Source organism: Streptosporangium sp. NPDC000509 (assembly GCF_042898365.1).
Classification (GTDB): Bacteria; Actinomycetota; Actinomycetes; order Streptosporangiales; family Streptosporangiaceae; genus Streptosporangium.
Genome location: NZ_JBIAYX010000004.1, coordinates 1 through 20,374, shown reverse-complemented (window position 1 = coordinate 20,374; position 20,374 = coordinate 1). Strand labels below are relative to the sequence as shown.

The 20,374-nt window shown below is 68.3% G+C and carries 23 protein-coding genes; 13 read left to right on the top strand and 10 right to left on the bottom strand.

The annotated features are described in order from the left end of the window. Positions 1-148 precede the first annotated feature (148 nt). The 3 genes from ACFY3D_RS08865 to ACFY3D_RS08855 form a co-directional block, all read right to left on the bottom strand. Entirely contained in the window at positions 149-1,474 is a 1,326-nt protein-coding gene (locus tag ACFY3D_RS08865; RefSeq protein WP_389976669.1) for a hypothetical protein, read from the bottom strand. Next, the gene (locus tag ACFY3D_RS08860; protein WP_389976666.1) at positions 1,464-2,681 is read right to left on the bottom strand and encodes a hypothetical protein; all 1,218 of its coding nucleotides are present in this window, start codon (positions 2,679-2,681) and stop codon (positions 1,464-1,466) included. The genes ACFY3D_RS08865 and ACFY3D_RS08860 overlap by 11 nt, the downstream gene beginning before the upstream one ends. 176 nt (positions 2,682-2,857) lie before the next feature. Beyond that, a complete protein-coding gene (locus tag ACFY3D_RS08855; protein WP_389772811.1) occupies positions 2,858-3,220 on the bottom strand; it encodes a nuclear transport factor 2 family protein in 363 nt (120 codons plus the stop codon). 220 nt (positions 3,221-3,440) lie between these two features. Here ACFY3D_RS08855 and ACFY3D_RS08850 point away from each other — a divergent pair, with 220 nt between their 5' ends. The 3 genes from ACFY3D_RS08850 (at position 3,441) to ACFY3D_RS08840 (ending at position 5,930) form a co-directional block, all read left to right on the top strand. Continuing rightward, entirely contained in the window at positions 3,441-4,295 is an 855-nt protein-coding gene (locus tag ACFY3D_RS08850; protein WP_362900597.1) for a helix-turn-helix transcriptional regulator, read from the top strand. 156 nt (positions 4,296-4,451) lie between these two features. Further along, entirely contained in the window at positions 4,452-4,835 is a 384-nt protein-coding gene (locus tag ACFY3D_RS08845) for a hypothetical protein (protein WP_362900599.1), read from the top strand. A 417-nt stretch (positions 4,836-5,252) separates the two neighbouring features. After that, positions 5,253-5,930, top strand: a complete 678-nt coding sequence (locus ACFY3D_RS08840) for a response regulator transcription factor (RefSeq protein WP_350944124.1) — start codon at positions 5,253-5,255, stop codon at positions 5,928-5,930. A gap of 142 nt (positions 5,931-6,072) precedes the next feature. Here the strand turns inward: ACFY3D_RS08840 and ACFY3D_RS08835 are convergent, their stop codons facing one another. Together ACFY3D_RS08835 and ACFY3D_RS08830 are read right to left on the bottom strand one after the other, a co-directional pair. Then, positions 6,073-6,621 carry an LGFP repeat-containing protein gene (locus tag ACFY3D_RS08835; RefSeq protein WP_389976663.1) on the bottom strand — a complete coding sequence of 183 codons (549 nt, stop codon included), beginning with the start codon at positions 6,619-6,621 and terminating at the stop codon, positions 6,073-6,075. 259 nt (positions 6,622-6,880) lie between these two features. Next, on the bottom strand, positions 6,881-7,450 hold the full coding sequence (locus ACFY3D_RS08830; protein ID WP_389976660.1) for a GNAT family N-acetyltransferase: 570 nt from the start codon (positions 7,448-7,450) through the stop codon (positions 6,881-6,883). 476 nt (positions 7,451-7,926) lie between these two features. On the opposite strand from ACFY3D_RS08830, the gene ACFY3D_RS08825 reads away from it, so the two are divergent. From ACFY3D_RS08825 to ACFY3D_RS08810, 4 genes are all read left to right on the top strand, one after another. Beyond that, a complete protein-coding gene (locus ACFY3D_RS08825) occupies positions 7,927-8,700 on the top strand; it encodes a hypothetical protein (RefSeq protein ID WP_389976656.1) in 774 nt (257 codons plus the stop codon). A gap of 245 nt (positions 8,701-8,945) precedes the next feature. After that, positions 8,946-9,230 carry a hypothetical protein gene (locus ACFY3D_RS08820; protein WP_362900613.1) on the top strand — a complete coding sequence of 95 codons (285 nt, stop codon included), beginning with the start codon at positions 8,946-8,948 and terminating at the stop codon, positions 9,228-9,230. A gap of 106 nt (positions 9,231-9,336) precedes the next feature. After that, the gene (locus ACFY3D_RS08815) at positions 9,337-10,005 is read left to right on the top strand and encodes a hypothetical protein (RefSeq protein ID WP_389976653.1); all 669 of its coding nucleotides are present in this window, start codon (positions 9,337-9,339) and stop codon (positions 10,003-10,005) included. Positions 10,006-10,105: 100 nt separating this feature from the next. After that, a complete protein-coding gene (locus ACFY3D_RS08810) occupies positions 10,106-10,603 on the top strand; it encodes an HAD domain-containing protein (RefSeq protein ID WP_389976650.1) in 498 nt (165 codons plus the stop codon). A gap of 149 nt (positions 10,604-10,752) precedes the next feature. On the opposite strand, the gene ACFY3D_RS08805 is transcribed toward ACFY3D_RS08810, so the two are convergent. Then, positions 10,753-11,319: a hypothetical protein gene (locus tag ACFY3D_RS08805; RefSeq protein ID WP_389976647.1), complete on the bottom strand. Its 567-nt coding sequence runs from the start codon at positions 11,317-11,319 to the stop codon at positions 10,753-10,755. 405 nt (positions 11,320-11,724) lie between these two features. Here ACFY3D_RS08805 and ACFY3D_RS08800 point away from each other — a divergent pair, with 405 nt between their 5' ends. Continuing rightward, positions 11,725-12,180, top strand: coding sequence for a hypothetical protein (locus tag ACFY3D_RS08800; RefSeq protein ID WP_389976645.1), 456 nt, complete (start codon positions 11,725-11,727; stop codon positions 12,178-12,180). Positions 12,181-12,278: 98 nt separating this feature from the next. On the opposite strand, the gene ACFY3D_RS08795 is transcribed toward ACFY3D_RS08800, so the two are convergent. After that, the gene (locus ACFY3D_RS08795) at positions 12,279-13,232 is read right to left on the bottom strand and encodes a GlxA family transcriptional regulator (protein ID WP_389976642.1); all 954 of its coding nucleotides are present in this window, start codon (positions 13,230-13,232) and stop codon (positions 12,279-12,281) included. A 122-nt stretch (positions 13,233-13,354) separates the two neighbouring features. Between ACFY3D_RS08795 and ACFY3D_RS08790 the strand changes: the two genes are divergently transcribed. The 5 genes from ACFY3D_RS08790 to ACFY3D_RS08770 all read left to right on the top strand — a co-directional run bounded on the left by ACFY3D_RS08790 (position 13,355) and on the right by ACFY3D_RS08770 (position 17,716). After that, the gene (locus tag ACFY3D_RS08790; protein WP_389976639.1) at positions 13,355-14,014 is read left to right on the top strand and encodes a DJ-1/PfpI family protein; all 660 of its coding nucleotides are present in this window, start codon (positions 13,355-13,357) and stop codon (positions 14,012-14,014) included. 41 nt (positions 14,015-14,055) lie between these two features. Further along, positions 14,056-14,373, top strand: a complete 318-nt coding sequence (locus tag ACFY3D_RS08785; RefSeq protein ID WP_389976636.1) for a hypothetical protein — start codon at positions 14,056-14,058, stop codon at positions 14,371-14,373. 23 nt (positions 14,374-14,396) lie between these two features. Next, positions 14,397-14,855 (top strand): hypothetical protein, encoded by a 459-nt coding sequence (locus ACFY3D_RS08780; RefSeq protein ID WP_389976633.1) that lies wholly within the window; start codon positions 14,397-14,399, stop codon positions 14,853-14,855. Between the two features lie 32 nt (positions 14,856-14,887). Continuing rightward, on the top strand, positions 14,888-15,136 hold the full coding sequence (locus ACFY3D_RS08775) for a hypothetical protein (RefSeq protein WP_389976631.1): 249 nt from the start codon (positions 14,888-14,890) through the stop codon (positions 15,134-15,136). Between the two features lie 216 nt (positions 15,137-15,352). After that, the gene (locus tag ACFY3D_RS08770) at positions 15,353-17,716 is read left to right on the top strand and encodes a HelD family protein (protein WP_389976628.1); all 2,364 of its coding nucleotides are present in this window, start codon (positions 15,353-15,355) and stop codon (positions 17,714-17,716) included. A 2-nt stretch (positions 17,717-17,718) separates the two neighbouring features. On the opposite strand, the gene ACFY3D_RS08765 is transcribed toward ACFY3D_RS08770, so the two are convergent. Genes ACFY3D_RS08765 through ACFY3D_RS08755 form a run of 3 tightly spaced genes read right to left on the bottom strand, consistent with a single transcriptional unit; the run spans position 17,719 to position 20,254 of the window. After that, positions 17,719-18,594 (bottom strand): class I SAM-dependent methyltransferase, encoded by an 876-nt coding sequence (locus tag ACFY3D_RS08765; protein ID WP_389976625.1) that lies wholly within the window; start codon positions 18,592-18,594, stop codon positions 17,719-17,721. Further along, positions 18,564-19,187: a cysteine hydrolase family protein gene (locus ACFY3D_RS08760; RefSeq protein WP_389976622.1), complete on the bottom strand. Its 624-nt coding sequence runs from the start codon at positions 19,185-19,187 to the stop codon at positions 18,564-18,566. Before ACFY3D_RS08760 ends, ACFY3D_RS08765 begins: the two co-directional genes overlap by 31 nt. After that, positions 19,184-20,254 (bottom strand): isocitrate/isopropylmalate family dehydrogenase, encoded by a 1,071-nt coding sequence (locus ACFY3D_RS08755; RefSeq protein WP_389976619.1) that lies wholly within the window; start codon positions 20,252-20,254, stop codon positions 19,184-19,186. The genes ACFY3D_RS08760 and ACFY3D_RS08755 overlap by 4 nt, the downstream gene beginning before the upstream one ends. Between the last annotated feature and the right edge of the window lie 120 nt (positions 20,255-20,374).

The window sequence follows — 20,374 nt, the reverse complement described above, 5'->3', positions numbered from 1 at the left end:
CGTTCCTTTCTTCCATCCGGCTTCCGGCGCCCGGAGCACCGGATCTCCGGGACCTCGTCCCGGCTTCGGCTCGTCATGAGAGAGGGCCACCTCACACCCGCCAGGCGGTCGGCCCGGCGGGACCCCGGCACTCCGTCATCGGGTCCGCTCACCGCCGGTTGGCCCGTACGGCCGCGGCCAGCGGGGTGTGCGGCCCCGCCGCGAGGATCAGCTCCTCCTGCAGGTGGCGCCTGGCCTGCGGGGTGAGCCGGTGGAACTGCGGCCCCGGCACGTAACCCCCCGCCTCCTCGCCCGCCTTCACCTGGGTCACCAGACCCGCGTGACGCAGGGTGCGCAGCGCGGCGTCCAGCTCGCCGATCGGCAACCTGGTGTGCCGCCGAAGCTCGTCGACCTGGGCGGGGAACGGCGAGAGCCAGCTGTCGGCGGGCAGCAGGCCGTCGGCCCGCGGGATCGCCACCGAGTGGATCAGCACGAGGACCAGAACCGCCCGCTCGGACTCACCCAGAGCCGAGCCCGAGCCTGTTCCCGTTCCCGAGCCTGCTCCCGTCCCCGTTCCCGCGAGCGTCTCGGGCGTGTAACCCGAGATCCACGCGTCGCGGTCGTGGATCAGGACCCGGCCGCGACGCTCCAGCATCTCGGCGAGCGTACGGCGCAGCACCGGGTCGCGCAGCGCGGGAAAACGGGCCTCGTGCACCGGTTCGGCCGCGTGCTCCACCGCCATGAACGCCGCCACGACCTCGGCCCTGCGCCGCTCGTCGAACGGACCGAGCAGATCCTCGTCGACCTCCTCGGGGATCGTGACAGCGGCTCCCGCCTCCGCGTCGTCAAGGGACTCCGCGACAGGAAGCACCTCCAGGCCGCCGGGAACCTCCTCACCCGTGGGCAGGCGGCGCATCAACTCCCGCAGTTGGGCGTGGGACGCCGCGGGCCAGGAGGCGCACCGGGGGCCGAGCCGTACCAGCCCGTCGGCGACCTCCAGCCAGGCCGAGTCGTGCAGGCGGCGCAGCGCGCCGACCGCCCAGTTGCGCATGAGGTCGTCGCCGCGCCCGATCAGCGCACGGTACGCCGACAGCACGTCGTCCACCCTGGCCGGGGTCCCCGGCCAGGGGCCGGAGGCGAGATCGGTCCAACAGCATCGCAGGGCCGCGGCCAGCACCCGCCGGGTCTCCCCGGATCGTTCCACCGCGACCGGCGCGACCTGGTATTCCTCCAGGAGCGACGGAGTCGCCCCGTCGGGCCAGACCGGCAGCGCGAGCCCCGTGCCGTCGCCGCGTCCCAGCCGCGCCATCCCGGCGGGAGCCGCCTCCCCCGCCGCGAGTGTGAGAGGTCCGCCCGCCCTGGCACGGACATGCGCCATCCCGGACGGCTCGGCGTCGGCCGATCCCGCCGCCCGCTCGTGCGCCGCCCCGGTGGCGACCACCCGGTCGCGTGCGGGAGACGTCGTGGGCGACGTGTGTCGCGGATCAGTCGGCACCGCCGGTCCTTTCGAGATGGCCGTGGGAGAGCCAGGCGGGCTCGCCGCCGGGGTCGGCGGTGAGGCCGTCGGACCAGCGCAGGCGGTACGGGGAGTCGGGACGCAGGTCGGCCGAGACGAGGTCGGCGAGCAGCCTGCGAGCGGAGACCCACTCGCCGTCGGCGGTGAGCAGCTCCTCCAGACGGGCGGTGGAGCGCCCGGCGAGCGCGGCCTCGGCCACCGCGGCCAGGTGGTCGAGGCCGCCTGTGCCGGGGTCGTGGGTGTCGGCGGTGCCGGGGTCGGGCAGGGCCGAACGCGGGGGAGTGGGCTGGGCGGGTGCCGGGCGAGGGCTCTCGTCCACCGCCCTGACGATCGCCGCCGGGTCGTGCCAGGGGGCGGGGGCGTCGAAGACGAAGCCGTCGAGCACGGAGGCCAGACGCTCCTTGCTCGCGGTCTGCGCGAAGGTGCGCCAGGTCTCCGCGGGAAGCAACGTCAGATTTCTCGTCGTGCCCGCCGAGTCGGCCAGGCGCCCGGCGGCACGGCGCGAGGCGTCACTGTAGGAGTAGATCGCGGCGCGCAGCTCGGTGCAGGTGCGGTCGAGGTCGGGCCAGCGGGTGAGGATGGTGCCGTGCAGGCTCTGCGCCCGCCTGGCGATCTCCTCGGTGCCCCACAGCTTGGGCGCCTGCTCGCGCAGCTCCTCGATGGTGCCGCCGGTCAGCGTGATCAGCTCCAGCGCCCACAGCCGGAAGGCGCGCGACAGATTCTGCGCGCTGGCGCGAGCCTCCTCCATCGTCGTGCGGGGGTCGGCCACGTTGAGGTCTTCGAGGGCGAGCAGGCGGTGCATCTCCGACTGGCCGCCGTCGTCCATCATCCGGCGGATGAACATCAGCCCCACCACGCTGGTGAACGACGCGCGGTAGCGGAGCTGGTTGGGTTTGGGGAACACCTCCCGGATCGCGCCGAGGCCGCGCAGGACCCTGAGCCGGTTCTCGAACCGGTCGAGCGGGTAGGCCCGGCAGACGTGGCGCATCTGCTCGTGGGTCAGCCACTCCTCGCCCGCCTCGGCGAACGCCGCGAACAGCGTCTCGGCGATGTCGACCAGCGCGGGGTCGTCCACCACCGCGCCGCTGTCGCGGGCGAGCGCCGCGAACATGCGGCGGTAGGTCGAGAGCACGGCCTCCTCGGTGAGGGCCGAGTCGAGCGTGATCTCGTGGTTCGTCTCTGGCACGCGCCCTACCGTAAGGCTTGTGCCCGACAATCCTGACCCGGACCGCCGGGAAGTGTTCCACGGAGAGACGCGGCCGAACCAAGGGGCCTGGGCCATGAAGGCCCGGAGTCGGGGGGCGGTCGAACCTCGCCGACGACCATCCGGCCGGCCGGTCGTCGGACAACGTGTCGGCTATGTCAATCGGTCGTGCCGGCGTGCACGGCGATGATTCGCCAGCCGTGCGTCTCGCTGTAGAGCCAAGTACGGGTGTAGCGCATCCTGGCCGCGAACGGCGTACCGGAGACGGTCCCTTCGACGGTGCCGAGAAACCACGTCACCCCGGTGTGTCCATCGGCGAGCACGGTCAACTCCTCTTCGGCCACCCTCGTCATCACCTGCGTCCGAGTGCGGTGCAGCTCCAGGTCGTCCGCCTTGGTCGCAACGTTCGCACCGAAGGTAAAGATCAGCCGATCATCCAGCAGCCGATCCAGCGCCTCGACATCTCCAGCGAGCTGCGCGGCCTGGAGCCGGCGCTCGGCGTCCCGCAAGTCCTCCATCATGAGGGCCACCCTTCCAGCCGGCGCCGTATCCGCGCCAGGACGTTCACGCTCGGCTGATCTTGGCAGTCCGATCCGGGGACTCCGGTCGTCGGTGACGGATGTCGGGTTTTGATGGGAGCGTGCTCGCGACTCTTCGCAACTATTTGCAACATTTGAGACAGATCGCAACATCCGCCGTACTGTCGGAGCAGTAACCCTTCGCGGTGACAAGGTGATGGAGATGGCGACCTCCACAGCACGCATCGACGAGGCCAAAGGCATTCTCGCCGCCAGGCTCAGGGCGCTCCGCGCCGACGCCGGACTGACGGGGCGAGCGCTGGCGGCGAAGACCGGCCTGGACCACACCAAGATCTCCAAGATCGAGAACGCGGTCCAGATGCCCAACCAGGCGGACATCCGCACCTGGTGCGAGGCCTGTGACGCGGACGAGCAGGTGGTCGACCTCATCGCGGCCGCCCAGAACATCGACGCGATGTACACCGAGTGGCGCCGCCTGGAGGAGAGCGGCCTCGGCCACGTCCAGCGCTCGTTCCAGCCGTTGTACGACAAGACCCACCAGTTCCGCGTCTGGCAGCACTCGGCCGTCCCCGGCCTGCTCCAGACCGGCGACTACGCCCGCGGTCACCTGCGCGCCGTCATCGACTTCCGAGGCATCCCCGACGACATCGACGCCGCGGTCGCGGCGAGGCTGAAACAGCAGGAGATCCTGCGCAACGGGAGCAAGCGGTTCGCGTTCGTCGTCGGGGAACAGGCGCTCCGCATGCCACTGGTCGGCCCCGAGCAGATGGTCGCCCAACTCGACCGGCTGGCGGACCTGACCTCCGGCACCGCGAACGTGTCCTTCGGTATCGTCCCCGCGACGATCAGGCCGCCGCTCATGCCACCGGAGAACTTCTGGATATACGACGCCAACCGCGTCCGCGTCGACACCGTGCCGGGTCAGATCCAGCACAAGGCGCCGGGCGACGTGGTCGTGTACGAGAAGGCGTTCCAGGCGCTGAGCGGCGCCGCGGTGTACGGGAAGGAGGCCCGCGCACTGCTGCGAACCGCGGCGAGTGCGTTCCGCGAGAGGTGAAGCGCCATCAGGAGCGGAGTTTCGTGAGAACGATGCCCGCGAGACGCCCCTTTGAGCGGTGCGGTCTCGTGATGGGCGATTCTTCGCGAGGAGCGGACTCGCAACATCACGCAACATCGTTGAGGCGGGAGCCTCTGGATCTTTACTCTCGCCAGCGTGACCGTTGATCACAGAACCCCAGAAGACGTTGAGTGCCCCTCAGTCGAACTCCGGGCTCGTGAGCTGGCGGCCCTGCTGGCCCGATCCCACAACATCCCGGCGGACGTCCACCGCCTGCCGTCAGGAAAGGTCGTCATCTCCGTCTACTACGGCCTGGTCGCCCGCCTGGACGACGCGTGCCGTTTCTGGTGGATCGTCCCCGTCTCCGAGGAACGGGACAGGCCGCTGTGGACGAGTGCCGCCACTCCGGCCGCGGCGGCGGTCCGGATCGCCGATCACTACCGGGAACTGCGCACCCGCCCGCTGGCCCACCTGATCCACGGCGGTTACCTGCTGACCGACGTCCTGCTGGAACATCACGAGGCCGCGGCGCCGGTCTGAACGCGCACAGCGGGGTGCGCCGGTCTGACCGCGTCCATCGGGGGCGTCTCGGTCCGACCGCGTCCGGCGCGGCGGCGTTCCGGTAACGGACCGCAGTCGAAAGCCCTTCCCCGGAATCGGGGTCCGGCGTCCGGCGAACACGAAACCGACCGCTCCTGGGAAGGGGGTGCACCGCTTTTTGTCCCTGATTCTTACGGCCTTTTAGGTCGTTTCGTACGGGTAGCGCGTACTTTTTGAGAGCGCACTCGATGACCGCCTACCCCTATTTTCCGCGCGCTGAAGTCTCCTACCTGCGCGAATCACGGTTCAACGCCCCCTGTTTCGTGTTTAACTCGGACTTGCGGTAGTCACCCGACTTCCTTGGGTAGTGTCCCCGGGCCGGGTGAGAGCGCGCGATGCAGCAAGGGGAGACGATTCATGATCAGTGTCCTGATCGCCGAGGACATGCATCTCGTCCGGGGAGCCATGGTCGCCCTGCTCTCCACGGAGAGTGACATCAAGGTCGTCGCCGAGGTCGGTCACGGTGACGAGGTGGTCCGCTCCTGCCTGCTGCACCGCCCGGACATCGCGCTCGTCGACATCGGCCTGCCGGGCACCGACGGCCTCACCGCGACGGCGGAGTTGCACCGCCGGCTTCCCGAGTGCGGGACGGTGATCCTGACCGGGCTCGCGACCCCGGCCGCGCTGTGCCGGGCGCTGGACGCCGGGGCGCGCGGCTTCGTCGTCAAGGACGCCCCCGCGGACCAGCTCGCCGACTGCGTACGCCGCGTGGCCGCCGGCGAGCGGGTCGTCGACCCCGAGCTGGCCGTCGCCGCACTCAACGCGAAGAGAAACCCGCTCACCGCACGCGAACTGGAGGTCCTGCAGGCTGCGGCCGAGGGGGCGCCGGTCGGGGAGATCGCCGACCGTCTCTGCCTGTCCGGCGGGACGGTACGCAACTACCTGGCACGGATCCTCAACAAGGTCGACGCCCGCACGCGCGTCGAGGCGGTGCGGATCGCCAGGGAGGCGGGCTGGCTGTGGTTCGACGACCTGACCGAACTCGGCCTGCTCCGCTGCCGGGACACGGGAGGCTCGTCCAGCCGGATGAACTAGGCGCGATCATCGGCGACGTGGTCGAGGGGCGGAGCGGGCACGGACTCCTGTCGTGCGGACGCGTCGGTCACGACACGAAACCCGCGACACCCGCATGCATCGCACCGATGGCAGGCGGATGCGAAGGTTCCCCGCTCAGAGGTCAGCCGGTGACGGAGATGGTCCAGGTCTTCTGGCAGCTGGAGCCGAACACACCGGTGTCACAGCCCTTGACGTTCCAGCGGTAGCCGCTGTTGGTACGGATGCGCGTGTAGGAGCGTCCCCGGATGCCGCCGATGAAGTCCTCCTGGGCGCCGTTCGGGTCGGCGGCACTGGTCCAGCGGACGAGGAACTTGTCGAAGGCGCGATCGGTCGTGCGCCAGTCGAAGTAGGCGTAGCCGTTGCTCGACCAGGCGGCCACCACCAGGTTGGGGCCGTTCTTGGGAGACCAGGCCATCTGGCCGCGGGCGAACGTCTGGCGGCGGCCTGCCCAGCCGACGTTGTTCTGGTAGATGTCGCGCTCTGTCGTGGTCGGGCAGCCCAGCTTGCCGTTCTCGCCGCCGAGCTGTGCCCAGCGGGCACCGATGAGACCGTACGGCTGGATGCTGCAGCCGCTCGCCCGGGTGGTCTCGGCGTGGGCGGGGAGGGCGACGGCCAGGGCCGCGGCCGAGACGAAGGCGGTGGTCACCGAGAGGATCGCGCGACGGTTCATGGTGGACTCCTGGAAGGTGAGACCCGCCGTTCTGCTCGCTGCGGGCGTCGTGCCTCCAGTGATACGGCGCCCCGCTTACCGGAGGCTTGAGCGCCGCCTACGGAGACTTGCGAACCGCGATCACAAGGCGTCCGGATCAAGCCGGATGACTCGCGATCGCGATGCGACCCGCGCCTTCGGGCATGAAGCGTGGGCACTACTCGGACGAGGCGAATGCCGAGACAGCACCCAGAGTCGGGTTGCCACGGGAAGCTCAGGGTTATTTGTTCCGGCCTCGTTGCTCCCACTCGGCCCGGGTGAGTTCGTACTCGACGTCACCGTGTTCGGAACCTTCGATGGCCTCCGGCCAGTCCTCGGTGAAGCTTCGGACGAACGACAGGCCCGCCTTCTCCATCACCCGCCGGGATCCCGCATTGACCGCCATGGTGTTCGCGGTCACCCGTTCCACTCCGAGGTCGGTGAACCCCTTGTGGATCAGGGCTCGCGCCCCTTCCGTGGCATAGCCGTTGCCCCAGGCGGCCTTGTGCAGGCGGTAGCCGAGTTCGACCACGGCGGGACTGTCGTCGACCAGGGGCCTGAACTCGAACCAGCCCAGAAAGACACCGTCGGTCTTCTCCTCCGCGGCCCAGTAGCCACGGGTCCTGAAGCACGGGTGAACATGGAGAAGTCGTGGCAGGCTTCGTGCCCGGATCGTCTCAAGAGTCGTCGGCCGACCACCGTTGATGAAGCGCATGACGTCGGGATCGTTGTCCAGCGCGAGAAGCTGCTCGGCATCGGCCTCGGTGAACGGACGCAACACGAGCCGCTCGGTCCCAAGGAAGGCGGGCATGCCGCGATCCTAACCACCGGGGATCATGCGGCGGGTCGACGAGAGGCGGCGCGGGTTTCCGGACGTCCGGCGGAGGATCGCCTCCGACAACATGAGGTTCCCGTCGTCGCGAGCCGTGCGTGTGCTGCGGGCGTTTCTTTCCGCGCAGGACTGGAGCCCTTGGCTGAGGGCCGGCAGTTGTTCCGAATCGGCCCGGTATGAAAAGCCCCAAGGTGTTACCTGCCTTTCTCCGGCAGGATGGATTTGCGGGTCGGTGTGAATGCGTGGACGGAGACAGCCGGCCTCGTTTGAGGAGTTTTCGTACACCCCTTGAGTTACGTCCGTGCCGAGCGTGGCTGGACGTACCAGGATCTGGTCACCATTATCGCCCGGCGAGTCGGAAATATGGCAGAAGAAGAGAAAAGGCGTGGCGCTGGGAGCATTGGGGCACTGTTCCCGATCGGGACACGCAGCTCGCGCTGGCGGCCGAGCTCGGGGTGGTCGTCAAGGTGCTGAAGAAGTCCTCCTACAGGGAGGATCTTGCCCAGCGTCTTCACGGTCTGGCCGCGGAAATCGGAGAACTGGCCGGTTACGCCTCCTTCGATACGGGCCTGCACGCTGCGGCCCAGCGTTACTGGGTCGCAGCCATTCGATCCGCACATACGGCCGGTGACCGTGCCGTGGGTGCGAGCATCCTCAGGTCGATGTCCCTGCAGTGCAAGGATCTTGGAGATCTCCCCGGCTCCGTGAGCATTGCCCGTACCGCCTACGAGAGCGCGGGGCGTGTCACGCCGCGAACCGCCAGCATGCTGGCCGCACGCCTGGCCTGTGCGCACGCGAGCGTGGGCGACAAAACCGAGTCCCATCGTCTGTTGGGCATTGCTCACACCCAGTTCGAGCGTGGCACCCACGATGACGACTCGCCATGGGTCGACTGGTTCGACGAAGGAGCTCTTCACGACCACGCCGCCGTGTGCCACCTCGATCTGGGGGACCCACGAGGTGCGGATTCCCTCTTGGACCAGGCGCAGGAGAGGTTCTCCCGGACAAGGCGCAGGGACTATGCCACCTATCTGATCAGGCGCGCTCAGGTCCAGAACGACCTCGGCAACGCCGACCACGCCGCCGATCTGCTGCATCAGGTGATCCCGATGGTCGAGCAGGCCCCCTCCAAGCGCAACATCGGCAGACTCCTCGCCGCCCGCGACCGCCTCCCCAAGGACGCCCGCCACAGCGACCTCGACCAGCGACTCTCCGCCCTGACCGCATGACCTCGCCAACCCGGGGCGTCGGACACACCAAGTCCCGACGCCCCGACGGCCCTCAAGAAGCGCGATCGACACGCAAAATCCTGATCATCGCGGTACGACTGCTGAGGGGGCAGGGAAATTCCAAAGGGTCTTGGCGGCACTCGGTGAGTTCTCGCCTGAGGTGCCGGTCTGACTCTCACTCTCTGCTCCTCTGTGTTTACTCACCTTGAGGTACCTAGGTACCGTGGGAGCGAAAGGAGGAAGTCATGACGACGCCCCACCCGGCCAAGCGGCAATCACCGCTGAAAGTCGACCCGGCGACCGACGAACTGATCTCCCAGGCGGCCCACTTCCTCGGGATGACCAAGAAAGACCTGGTGGCCGCCGCGGTTCGTGTCTACCTCGACCAGCAGCGCGAACAGATCCGCCGCGGGATGGTCGAGTCGATGAAGGTCCTGGACGGCTCCCTGTCGTCCAATGTGTCCTTGCTCACCGGCCTGACACCCGACCGCATCAACGAACTCGGTGGCACCGGCGATTGGGAGGAATGAAATCTCCATGCACCGCGTCCGTCCTACGTTGCGTGTCCTCCGTGACGACCTGAAACTGCCCATACCGTCCGCCCGGACTCCGTTGGACATGCTCTGCCACCCGCTGTTGGACAAGGCCTCCGAACAGTTCGCCGATCCTGGCGCCGCGCATGAGCGCATCCGTGCCATCGATGATGTGGTGCTGTTCAAGGTGAAGGTGCAACGCTGGCGTGGAGCCGTATGGGCGGACGACCCCGAGGTCGAGATCCCAATGTGGATGGTCGCCGCCGGGACCCGCGAGGACGGCTCCAACGACGACTTCTACACCGTTCTGGAAATCAGCGGGAAAGCGGCCCGTGCCCGCTACAACGCCGAGCACGATCATGCCCTGACCACCGGCACCTACAGCGGGCATCTCCTACCCACCCGTGACGACCATGACCGCTACCAGCTCGAAGCGGCAACCAGATTCGCCCTACGACTCAACTCCACGATCCGCGCTCTCGCACGTGGATCCTTGCACGACGGCCACGAACACGCTGCTGACTTCTCCGGCTTCCGCCTCGGGATCCAGGTCCGCGCCGACAACGGCAACGAAACCTACGCGGCGATTCGCATTACCGGCTCAGTCCCGGCGAACCTGGTCGCGATGATCCTGGGCCGGGTTCCCGGCTGCGAGGCAGACGGCTGGTTCCCCGAATACGCACTGCCCGAACGTGACCTCCTGCCCGCAGAACAGGTCTGGTCCAACATCATGGATCCCAAAGCCGCCGCCGAGCTTCTAGAGGAATCTTGACAGTCCCGACGCGTTGTGGACCCCGCTTGGTCGCTCTCGTACGTGCCGGAGCCCGCTTCGAGCGCGGCGTACTCATCGAACGTGACCGAGGCAACGCGGCATGACCGGCCATACCGTACGCCCGCTGCTCTTCCTCGACGTCGACGGGCCACTTCTCCCGTTTGGGGAGGACCCGCAACGCGCACCACGGGCTACCGCACCGGACTCCGGCTTGGCGCGGCTCACCTCCGAGACGGGGCGTCGGCTGGCGGCGCTGCCCTGTGAACTCGTCTGGGCGACGACCTGGGAAGACGCGGCGAACGCCGAGATAGCGCCCCGAGTCGGGCTGCCACGGCTACCCGTCGTGAGCTGGCCGGAGTCAACCGGCCGGCATGAACGTGAAGACCAATGGTTCGGGCTTTGCTGGAAGACCCGGACCCTGGTGGAGTGGGCGGACGGACGCCCATTCGCCTGGGTCGACGACGAGATCACCGACGCCGACAGGGAGTGGGTGTCCAGGCACCACGGCGGCCGGGCTCTCCTGTACCGAGTGGAGTCATACCGAGGGCTCACCGGCGAAGACTTCGCAGCCATCGATCGATGGCTTCGAGCTCTGTAAGCCCCTGCCCCTTTTCGTGCGCCCAGCACGCTGGAAGATCCTCTCGATGACGAGTGTTGGAGTTCGGTGTCGGTGATCTGAGCCAGCAGGTCCTTTCTGCCGCTCGACGAATAGGTGCGATGATGGTGACAGGCGTAGTACGTCCAGCGTCAGCGACCGATTAGGACCGTGCGTAGAAAACGCCCACAGGAAATCTTGCGATAAGCGATGGGTTCGCGAGCGAGTCTTTGCCCCTCCTGAACCGCCGTGCGATGCTCGGCACGTAACGCCGCCAGTCGCTGATTGGCCCTTTGGAGCGCCTTTTCGCCGGCCTGTACGGCGGCGCTGTGCCGGTCGTTCAACTGGCGCTCCGCCTCTGTCTGCCGCCGGACGAGGTCGATGCGGCTGTTCTGCCGGCTCTGTTCGACTTGGGCCCGCTTATCCTTAAGCGTGCGCTCCTCGGCCGCGAACTGACCCTCGATAGCCTTGTACTGAGGAGCCGGAAGAGCGGTCGGCATGTTCGCCTGTCGTATGGCCGCCTGTATATGTCCTTCCCGCCATGTCATCAGCGCTTCGGCACGTGTTTCACCGACCCCGGGTACGTGAACCGAATGACCATTGGCGAGGACCAGAAGGACAACGCGTCCCGACGCGCTGTTGCTCCCCATGGCCGGTACGGACAACCATCCGCAGCTTTCCGTGCTCTTCCACTGGTTTCGACGCAACCTGCGGTCCATCGGCCCGGAGGGAGAGCGGCAGGATCGGGAAATTTTTACCGCCGCACAGTTGGAGGGCGAGCATGGCCCGCGGATCCGGGAGTTGTTGCGGGTCGCCGACCTGGGCATCATCGGGGCGGAGGTCGAGCGAGGGGAGGCGGGACGGTCGCATGCGGTGCGGCTGTTGCATCGGTCGGCCGGTGGCGGAGAGGTCGCCTTCGACTGGCAGCAGGAGTCTTTTGGGACTCGTTCCTGGTTCGCGTTGCTCGGCCCGATACTGCTGGCCCTGGACGAGGGCGCGAACCTCCTCAGGACAATGGCCCTGCAGTGCAAGGACCTCGGAGATTTCTCCGGAGCCCTCACCCTTGCCCGCACCGCCCACGAAAGCGCCGGAGAGGTCACGCCGCGAACCGCCGGCATGCTGGCATGCGCCTGGCATGTGCGCACGCGAGCATGGGCGACAAGGCGGAGTCTCATCGCTTGCTCGGCATCGCCGAAACCCAGTTCGGACGCGGCACTCGCGATGACGACCCGCCATGTGTCGGCTGGTTCGACGAAGGCTCCCTGCACGACCAGGCTGCCGTGTGCCACGCCGACCTGGGCGACCTACGACGTGCGGACGCCCTCCTGGACAAGGCGCAGGAGAGGTTCGCCCCAACCCGGCGTAGGGACTATGCCACCTACCTGATCAGGCGCGCTCAGGTCCAGAACGACCTCGGCAACGCCGACCACGCCGCCGATCTGCTGCATCAGGTGATCCCGATGGTCGAGCAGGCCCCCTCCAAGCGCAACATCGGCAGACTCCTCGCCGCCCGCGACCGCCTCCCCAAGGACGCCCGCCACAGCGACCTCGACCAGCGACTCTCTGCCCTGACCGCATGACCTCGCCAACCCGGGGCGTCGGACACACCAAGTCCGACGCCCCGGTGACCTTCAAGACGATGAAGGACTGATGCGGTTCCTTCCGTATCCAAGGCCGTTCATGTCCTGGACACCTGCGGGCGAAACACCTTGCGGTACGCGCCCGGTGTGACGCCGAGGACTTGGCCGAACTGCGAACGAAAGTTGCTCGTCGTCGGGAATCCGGTCTGGGCGGCGATTCGGTCTATGGTGTGGTCGGTGGTTTCGAGCAGTTCCTGCGCGTGACGGATGCGCACGCCCGACACCCACTGCATTGGGCTCTGCCCTGTCTCGTCCTTGAATCGACGGGTAAGTGTGCGCACGCTCATACCGGCCGCGGCGGCGATGTCCGCAAGCGCCACGTCGCGGTGCGCGTTCGCCTCGATCCATGAGAGCGCCTGCTCAAGGGTCGTCGTCCGGTAGGTCGCTCGGTTCCGGACGATGTATTGTGCTTGCCCGCCCGGGCGGTGCAGTGGCGCGACTGCGAGGCGGGCGGCGTCTGCCGCGACCGCCGTCCCGTAGTCGCGCTGGACGATGTGCAGGCACAGGTCGAGACCGGATGCGGCGCCGGCGGATGTCAGGATGTTCTCGTTGTCCGTGTAGAGCACGTCGGGGTTGAGCCGGACAGCGGGGTGCCTGGATGCGAACTGGTCCGCGGCGAGCCAGTGGGTCGTCGCGTCCCGGCCGTCGAGCAAGCCCGCCTCGGCCAGAGTGAAGGCGCCGACGCAGATCGACGCGATCCGTGTTTCCCGCTCCGCTGCGGCACGAAGGGCTGCGAGAACCGCGGGCGGCGACGGCTGCAACGGGTCGTTCCTCCCCGGCACCACGATGAGGTCGGCACGTTCGAGCGCGTCCAGTCCCTCATCGATTGCCAGGCGCAGGGGGCCTGCCTGGATCGACTGCTCGTGGCCGGCAACGACAAGCCGGTATCCGGGCCTTCCGTCCGGTAGGCGTACGCGTCCGAAGGTCTCAATGGGTGTGGCCATATCGAAGGCGATCGCATCGGGAAGCGCGAGCACGACGACCGTGTACATCCTCGCATGATAGCCATCTCAGCCTGTGGCTGGATCCAGGTGTTCTCTGTCTTGATAGCCATTGGTCTGACCTGCCGGCGAAGGCGAGGATGGGATGGAGCGTCCATTGAAAGGAATCATCCATGCCTCAGCTCCGCGCCCAGTTCGTGCTCTTCGACGGGTTCGACCCGCTCGATGTCATCGCCCCGTTCGAGGTGCTCACCGCCGGCAGCGACTTCCTCGGCGGAGCGTTCGCGGTGGAGCTCGTCAGCGCGAGCGGTCCCGGCATCGTGCGATCCGGTACGCCCCAGATATCCCTCACGGCCGTCGCCGCGCTGGACCCTGATGCGCCCGGCTATGTGCTTGTCCCAGGAGCGGCCGGTCCCGTCGATGGAGATCCCGATGGCGGAGCCGAGACCATCCCCGTGCTTCTGGGCCGGTTCGCGTTGAGCGACACGATGCCCCTGATTCGCCGCGCGCTCGACAACCCGGACATCACTGTCGCGGCCTACTGCGGGGGTTCGCTCGCACTTGCGATGGCCGGCCTCATCGAGGGCCGCACCGCGACCACACATGTGCTCGGCATCGACATGCTCGACGCCACGGGAGTGAACGCCATCCGCGCACGCGTGGTGGACGACGGCGACCTCATCAGCGGAGGTGGTGTCACCTCGGGCCTCGACGTCGCCCTGTACCTGCTCGAACGCGACTTCGGCTCCCACACCGCGCACGCGGTCGAGGAGCTTTTCGAATACGAGCGCCGCGGGACCACCTGGAAGAGCGCACGCCGGCTTGCGGCCTGATCCATTCACCTCGACCCCCAGAGAACGGAAGTCCCAAACAAATGAGCACCATCGCCGGAACCTGGCTGCTGCGTATGAAGACACCCGTCGGCACCATCGAAGCCGACTACCACTTCGAGCAAGGGGATGGGGTGATCCGCGGTAGCGCGAGCGGTGGCGGCGAAACCACGTCCCTCACGGACATCGCGGTCGAGGACGGCCCGGCCGGTCAGCGCGTCACCTGGCGACAGCGCATCACCAAGCCGCTACGACTGAACCTTGAATACGACGTCACCGTCAACGGCGATGTCCTCACCGGCGAGTCCCGCGCCGGGCGACTGCCACGCGCGCGCGTGACCGGCGAGCGGACCAGCGCGTGAGCGCATTCCTACTCTCGGTCCATGTGCTCGCGGTCATTCTCACCATCGGCCCGGTCGCCATCGCTGCCAGCATGTTCCCGCGTTTCGCACGCCTCGCCCTCGCCGCACCCGACGACCCGAGGAACGTTGCCGTGGTGCGCATCCTGCACCGCATCACCCGCGTCTACACAGTGATCGGAGTGCTCGTTCCCGTGTTCGGCATCGCAACCGGTGCGAGCATCGGTGTGCTCGGCGACATATGGTTGATCGTCTCCATGATCCTGACCGCCGCCGCCGCTGCGCTGCTGATCGCGTTCATCCTGCCCAATCAGACGCGCGTCGTCCGCACACTCGACGCGGGCTCGGACGATGTGGGCGAGGCGGTGCCTGACGGAATCGCCCGCCGACTCGGAATGCTGACAGGCGTGTTCAACCTGCTATGGGCGATCGTCGTCGTCCTCATGATCTACCGGCCCGGCTCGACCACGGGAGTCGGACTATGAGCCCGCGTCGCATACTGCAAATCGTCGGTACGGTGGAACTCGCCACGCTCGTGCTGATGCTCGCCAACATTGTCACCGTCCACCTGCCGGAAGTCTCACGAGTCCTTGGTCCTGTGCACGGATTGGCCTACACCGCCACGGTCATCACGGCCATCCTCGTCATGGACGGACGCCGCAGGGTGTGGATGCTCGCGCTCATCCCCGGAATCGGCGGCCTCCTCGCGTCGCGTGCCGCGTCACCGGAGCGACTGGAACGGTGGCTATTGGACAACGAACTGTAGGTGACCGCAGGACACCTCGTCACGCCACGTTCTGAGACCACGTCGGCCGTTTCTCCGGCGGTGCTCGGGCCCAGGGGGATCGGCCCGCAAAAAAGGGGCGCTGCCCGGCATTGAGCGAAGAGGGGAGAAGGTAGACGGGCACGTCGGCGAAAGCTACACTGCTGGCCGTTTGAAAGGAAAAACAAACACGTCTACTGGCCCATTGTATCACGAGGAGTGCTGTTGTCAATCGAGGCGTTGCGCGAGGAGCAGGAGTACGTGTCGATGCTGTACGGCCGGCTCGACGAGCTCCGCGAACACGTCACCGAACGGCTGACCCGGGTGCTCGCGACGACCGGTGGCAACGCCCAGGCGCGCGTCGAGAGGGAGGCCGCCCACGCCGCCCACGCCGAACGCCTCGCCCAGCTCAACGCGGCCGAGCACGGCCTGTGCTTCGGGCGGCTCGACATGCTCGACGGCGAGCGCCGCCACATCGGCAGGATGGGCCTGCTCGCCGACGACGCCGCATCCGCCGCACCCGCACCCGCTACCGACGCCGACGGTGCCGACGACGCGGCTCCGCTGCTCATCGACTGGCGGGCGCCGGCCGCCCGCCCGTTCTACCTCGCCACCGCGGTCACCTCGGAGGGCGTCCGGCGGCGCCGGCACATCAAGGACCGTGACCGCACGGTGATCGAGGTCCACGACGAGGTGCTCGACCTCGAATCCGCGGCGGGGACCCGACACGAGGGGCTGGCGGGCGAGGCCACCCTGCTGGCGGCGCTGAACGCAGGAAGAACCGGCCGGATGACCGACATCGTCCAGACGATCCAGGCCGAGCAGGACCGCGTCATCCGCTCCGAGCACACCGGAGTACTCGTCGTGCAGGGGGGACCGGGAACGGGAAAGACCGCGGTGGCGCTGCACCGTGCGGCCTATCTGCTCTACACCCGGCGGCGACAGCTGGCGCGACGGGTGGTGCTGGTCATCGGGCCGAACGCGACGTTCCTGCGCTACGTCGGCAACGTGCTCCCCGCGCTGGGGGAGACGAGCGTACTGCTGTCGACGATCGGCGAGCTGTATCCCGGGGTGACCGCGGAACGGGAGGAAAGGCCGGAGACCATTGAGGTGAAGGGCCGGTCGGCGATGGCCGAGGTGGTCGCCGCCGCGGTACGCGACCGCGAGTGGGTGCCCGAGGACCACCTTGAGGTGGAGTACGAGGGACAGACACTGCGCCTGGACCGGCGGACCTGTGAGCGGGTACGCGACCTGGCGCGGTCCTCCCTGCTCTTGCACAACCCGGCCAGGCCGATCGTGGTACGGGAGATCAGCGGAGTCCTTGCCCAGCAGTACGCCGAACGCATCGCCACCGATCCGTTCGACGGTGAGCTCCTGCTGGACGCCGACCAGGTGGAGGGCATCCGCAGGGAGATGCTCACCGACGAGGCGGTCCTCGCGGCACTCGACAAGCTCTGGCCCGACCTGACGCCACAGCGACTGCTCACGGACCTGTTCGGCTCGCCGGAGCGCATCGCCTCGGCGACGCCGGGGTTCACCCCCGAGGATCGGGCGTCACTGCTGCGGGAGCCCGGCGGCGGCTGGTCGCCCGCCGATGTGCCGCTGCTGGACGAGGCGGCCGAACTGCTCGGGGAGGACACCAGGGCGGAGCGGATCCGGCAGGAGCGCGAACGGCGTGAGCAGGTCCGCTACGCCCAGGGAGTGCTGGACGTCGCGATGGGGTCGCGTGCCACCGACCTGGAGGACGACCAGGAGGCCGAGATTCTCACGGTGAACGACCTGATCGACGCGGAAACGCTCGCCGGGCGGCACGAGGAGGAGGACCACCGCACCTCGGCGGAGCGCGCGGCGGCCGACCGGACCTGGACGTTCGGGCACGTGATCGTCGACGAGGCGCAGGAGTTGTCGGAGATGGCCTGGCGGCTGCTGATGCGCAGATGTCCGGCCAGGTCGATGACCGTCGTCGGGGACACCGCGCAGAGCGGCGAGCCGGGCGGCACCCTGTCGTGGGGGCGGGTGCTCGACCCCTACGTCAAGGGGCGTTGGCGGCTTGCGAACCTCACCAGGAACTACCGGGTGCCCGCGGAGATCATGGCTGTCGCCGCCGAGGTGCTGACGGAGATCGACGCCGACCTCGAGGCACCCGTCTCGGTACGGGAGAGCGGGGTCGAGCCATGGGCACTTCGCGTGCCGCAGGAGGAGCTCACCGACCGACTGGTCGAGGTCGTCGCGGCCGAGACCGCGGGACTGGTCGATCGGCGGCTCGCGGTCATCGTGCCGGACTCGTTGCTGGAGCCGCTCGGACTCGCGATCGCGGCGAGCGTGCCGGAGGCGTCGGTCGGCGAGAACCCCGATGCGCCCCGGCCCGTCGTCGTGCTGAACGTGCGGCAGGCCAAGGGCCTGGAGTTCGACGAGGTGCTGGTGGTCGAGCCCGGTCTGATCGTGGCCGAGTCGCCACGCGGGCTCAACAACCTCTACGTCGCCCTGACCCGCGCTACCCAGCGGCTGGGCGTGCTGCACACGCCGTCGCGGCCCGTGCCGCGTTCGCTGACATCAGGTGTTTACCGCCAAGAAGCTGATTAGACCTACGCGCCGGGTTTGTCGGCGAACACCCAGCGGTTGCTCGCCAGGGCGTCGTTCGGTTCGGGTAGCGGGCCGCGACCGTGGTGGCGGGTGAAGTCGAAGGGCGTGTGGATCGCGGTGGACCAGCCCAGCTCTCGCAGGCGGCCGGCGGAGTCGGGGCGCGGCTCCCCGTCGAACAGGGCGAGCAGGTCCACGCCGATCTGTTGTCTGGTCGCGACGTACACGGGGCTGGCACGGACCTGCGGAGACTCCATCCAGAGCTTGACCTCGAAGCCCAGGGTGCTTCCTCCGGCGCTCAGGCGGTCCACGGTGTCGATGAGACGCCGCTCGGCGGCCGATGGGAGATAGAGCAGCAGGCCCTCGGCCAGCCACGCGGTCGGCACGGCCGGGTCGAAGCCGGTGTTCAGCAGCGACCGGGCCCAGTCCTCGCGCAGGTCGGCCGCGATCGGGCGCCGGGTGGTCGTCGGGACGGCGGCGAGGTCGTCGAGCACGTGGTGTTTGAACGCCAGGACGCCGTCGCGGTCGATCTCGTAGACGACCCGGCCCGGTGGCCAGCCGAACCGGAAGGCCCGCGTGTCGAGGCCCGCGCCGAGCAGCACGACCTGCCGGGCGCTCTCGTGGACCGAGCGGATGAGAAAGTCGTCGAGGACTCGGGTCCGCAGACCGAAGTAGCGCCCCAGCCTGCCCCAAAGGGGGTTGGCGTCCCCGCCCGGAACCTGTGCCGGGCGGACCGGCCAGGCCACGGACGCCTCGGCGGCGCGTACGAAGTGCTCGGCGTAGGTGTCGGCGGCCAGAGCGTCGGGCCGGTGGGTCTCGATCGCCCGCGCGGCGGCGACCATGAGGGCGGTCAGGCCGACGCCGTCTTCGACACCTGGCACGCGTCCCCCTCTCCGGTTGGGGGCACCCACGGATGGTCGTGGGTACTGAGGTGAGCGCCATAGAGACAGGCCATGAAGCGCAGGACGTCCGCGTCCGGTAGGTGCCGGCTGGTGGTGCAGTCGGTCAGTATCGTGATGTGGAAGCCCTTCTGGAACGCGGTCCGGGCGGTGGAGTCCACGCAGACGTCGGTGTACAGGCCCGCGAGTACGAGCCGTTCGACGCCCCGGTGGACGAGGTGCTGCTCGAACCCGGTGCTGAGAAAGGCGTCGAAGCACGCTCGCTTGGTGAAGACACGCTCTCCCGGCAGAGGTGACACCCGGTGAAGCTCCGCGCCCCACGAACCTTCCCGACACTTGAGCGGCTTGTTCTGTATGCGATCCCGGCGCCGCCAGCTCGGACCCTGATGTTCGGCGTCGCCGACGAACCGGACGAAGATCACCTCCATGTCGCGGGCACGGGCCCGGTCGACGGCCAGCGCGGTGTTCGTCGCGACGGCCTCCAGGGTCGCGGGGTCGCCGGAGTATCGGGCGTGAGCGGTCGGCCCGACGCAGAAGTCGTTCTGCAGGTCTACGACGACCAGCGCGGTGGTCATGAGTTCACCGCCGCGGTCGGCAGCCCCGCGGGCTCCAGCGCGTCGAGCAGTGCGTCCACCATGGCGGTGGTCGAGTGCCGTCCGCCGAGGTCGGGGGTGCCGATGCCTCGGCGGACGAGTGATTCGAGACCGCGTTCTACCAGCTGAACCGCTCCGGCGCAGCCCGCGTGCCGCTCGGCGATCGCCGCCGCGGCGCGTACGGTCGCCACCGGGTTGACCGTGTCCGTTCCGGCCAGGTCGTCGGCGGAGCCGTGCACGGTCTGGTACTCGACCAGTCCGGCCGCGTCGGGGTGCAGATAGACGTTCTCGGTGCAGCGGTTCTCCTGGCGTTCGGAGCCGAAGCGGTCCAGCAGGACCACGTGCATGATGTCGGCCCATTCGTTGCCCGCGATGATCAGCGTGCGGGGGTGCGGGCCGTGCTCGATCAGGTTGCGGTTCACCGTGTCCGGCTGGAACAGGCGGATCTCGACGCCGTGCCGCGCGGCGCTCTCGGCGACCCACTCGTCGAGGGCCCCGTCGAGCAGGTGGAACTTGTACGCCATGACGATCTGGCCGATTCCGCCGTCCGGCCACTCCTGCCGCGCACGCCGCACGGCGAAGGCGATGACCTTCTCGGTGATCTCCCGGCTGAACGCCATGGTGCGGACCAGCGCGCCTGGGACGTGGGTGTTCTCCCCGGTGTAGAAGCCCTGGGCCTCGTCCCGAACCAGCAGTAGTGACGCGTCCGGGGTGGTCATGACGTCGACCTTCACCGCCTGCAGGCGTCGGCGGACCAGGTAGAGCGACTGGGCGTTGACAGCCGTGCGGAAGACGGCGGGAACGCCGAGAGCGGCCAGCGTGCGGCAGAAGTCCGCGTAGTGATCGGCGTCCTCCCCGGTGAGTTCACGGACCCGCTCGACGTCGGCGTCGGCCCTCAGTGATGAGTAGGAGTGATAGAGCCTTTGTGACCGGGTGACACCGATTTCAACCGAATACGCATCGGCGATTCCGGCCAGCACCCGCTCGAAGACGGTCGCGAGCTCGGGACCCGTTCCCCGGCCGACGGAAAGTCCGATAACGAGTTTCACCAGAACCTCCCGAGGGTGCCCCGGTCTTCAGGCCGGGGAGGAATCGGGAGCGGGAGGGCCGCCGAGGCCCGAGCGTGTCCTGATCGGTCGGTCATTGAGATCGGCTTCTTTCTGAGTCGT

Excerpts from the sequence above, each read along its gene's own strand:
- ACFY3D_RS08855 (WP_389772811.1), bottom strand. The coding sequence starts at position 3,220 with ATGATGGAGGACTTGCGGGACGCCGAGCGCCGGCTCCAGGCCGCGCAG.
- ACFY3D_RS08850 (WP_362900597.1), top strand. The coding sequence starts at position 3,441 with ATGGCGACCTCCACAGCACGCATCGACGAGGCCAAAGGCATTCTCGCC.
- ACFY3D_RS08840 (WP_350944124.1), top strand. The coding sequence starts at position 5,253 with ATGATCAGTGTCCTGATCGCCGAGGACATGCATCTCGTCCGGGGAGCC.
- ACFY3D_RS08835 (WP_389976663.1), bottom strand. The coding sequence starts at position 6,621 with ATGAACCGTCGCGCGATCCTCTCGGTGACCACCGCCTTCGTCTCGGCC.
- ACFY3D_RS08830 (WP_389976660.1), bottom strand. The coding sequence starts at position 7,450 with ATGCCCGCCTTCCTTGGGACCGAGCGGCTCGTGTTGCGTCCGTTCACC.
- ACFY3D_RS08820 (WP_362900613.1), top strand. The coding sequence starts at position 8,946 with ATGACGACGCCCCACCCGGCCAAGCGGCAATCACCGCTGAAAGTCGAC.
- ACFY3D_RS08810 (WP_389976650.1), top strand. The coding sequence starts at position 10,106 with ATGACCGGCCATACCGTACGCCCGCTGCTCTTCCTCGACGTCGACGGG.
- ACFY3D_RS08805 (WP_389976647.1), bottom strand. The coding sequence starts at position 11,319 with ATGGACCGCAGGTTGCGTCGAAACCAGTGGAAGAGCACGGAAAGCTGC.
- ACFY3D_RS08800 (WP_389976645.1), top strand. The coding sequence starts at position 11,725 with ATGCGCCTGGCATGTGCGCACGCGAGCATGGGCGACAAGGCGGAGTCT.
- ACFY3D_RS08795 (WP_389976642.1), bottom strand. The coding sequence starts at position 13,232 with ATGTACACGGTCGTCGTGCTCGCGCTTCCCGATGCGATCGCCTTCGAT.
- ACFY3D_RS08790 (WP_389976639.1), top strand. The coding sequence starts at position 13,355 with ATGCCTCAGCTCCGCGCCCAGTTCGTGCTCTTCGACGGGTTCGACCCG.
- ACFY3D_RS08785 (WP_389976636.1), top strand. The coding sequence starts at position 14,056 with ATGAGCACCATCGCCGGAACCTGGCTGCTGCGTATGAAGACACCCGTC.
- ACFY3D_RS08760 (WP_389976622.1), bottom strand. The coding sequence starts at position 19,187 with ATGACCACCGCGCTGGTCGTCGTAGACCTGCAGAACGACTTCTGCGTC.